At 40.1% G+C, this 302-nt stretch carries 1 pseudogene; it reads left to right on the top strand.

From position 1 onward, the window contains the following. Nucleotides 1-302 (top strand): annotated as a pseudogene (locus ITJ86_RS17265) (T9SS type B sorting domain-containing protein); the annotation flags it as partial.

The following is a 302-nucleotide window of genomic DNA, read 5'->3' as shown; positions in this document are numbered from 1 at the left end:
GTATTTGTTACAGACCTGAATACATCCACAGTGACCAATTGTACTCATATAGATACAACAGACGTTATAGAAAGCGAACCGCCAAGTGTAAGCGTAGAACTAGTAACACAAGCCTTTGCAGATAATCATACAATCGAAGCTATAGCAAGCGGAATTGGAGTGTATGAATACAGTTTAGATGGAGGGCCATGGCAAGACGAAGGGACATTTACCAACCTATCTTCAGGAGAACATGAGATCACAGCAAGAGACAAGAATGGCTGTGGATTAGTTACCGTATCAAAATTTATAATCGATTATCC

Source organism: Winogradskyella marina (genome assembly GCF_015645385.1).
GTDB lineage: Bacteria > Bacteroidota > Bacteroidia > Flavobacteriales > Flavobacteriaceae > Winogradskyella > Winogradskyella marina.
The sequence above is the reverse complement of the archived record's forward strand: the minus strand, read 5'-3'. Positions and strand labels throughout refer to the sequence as shown.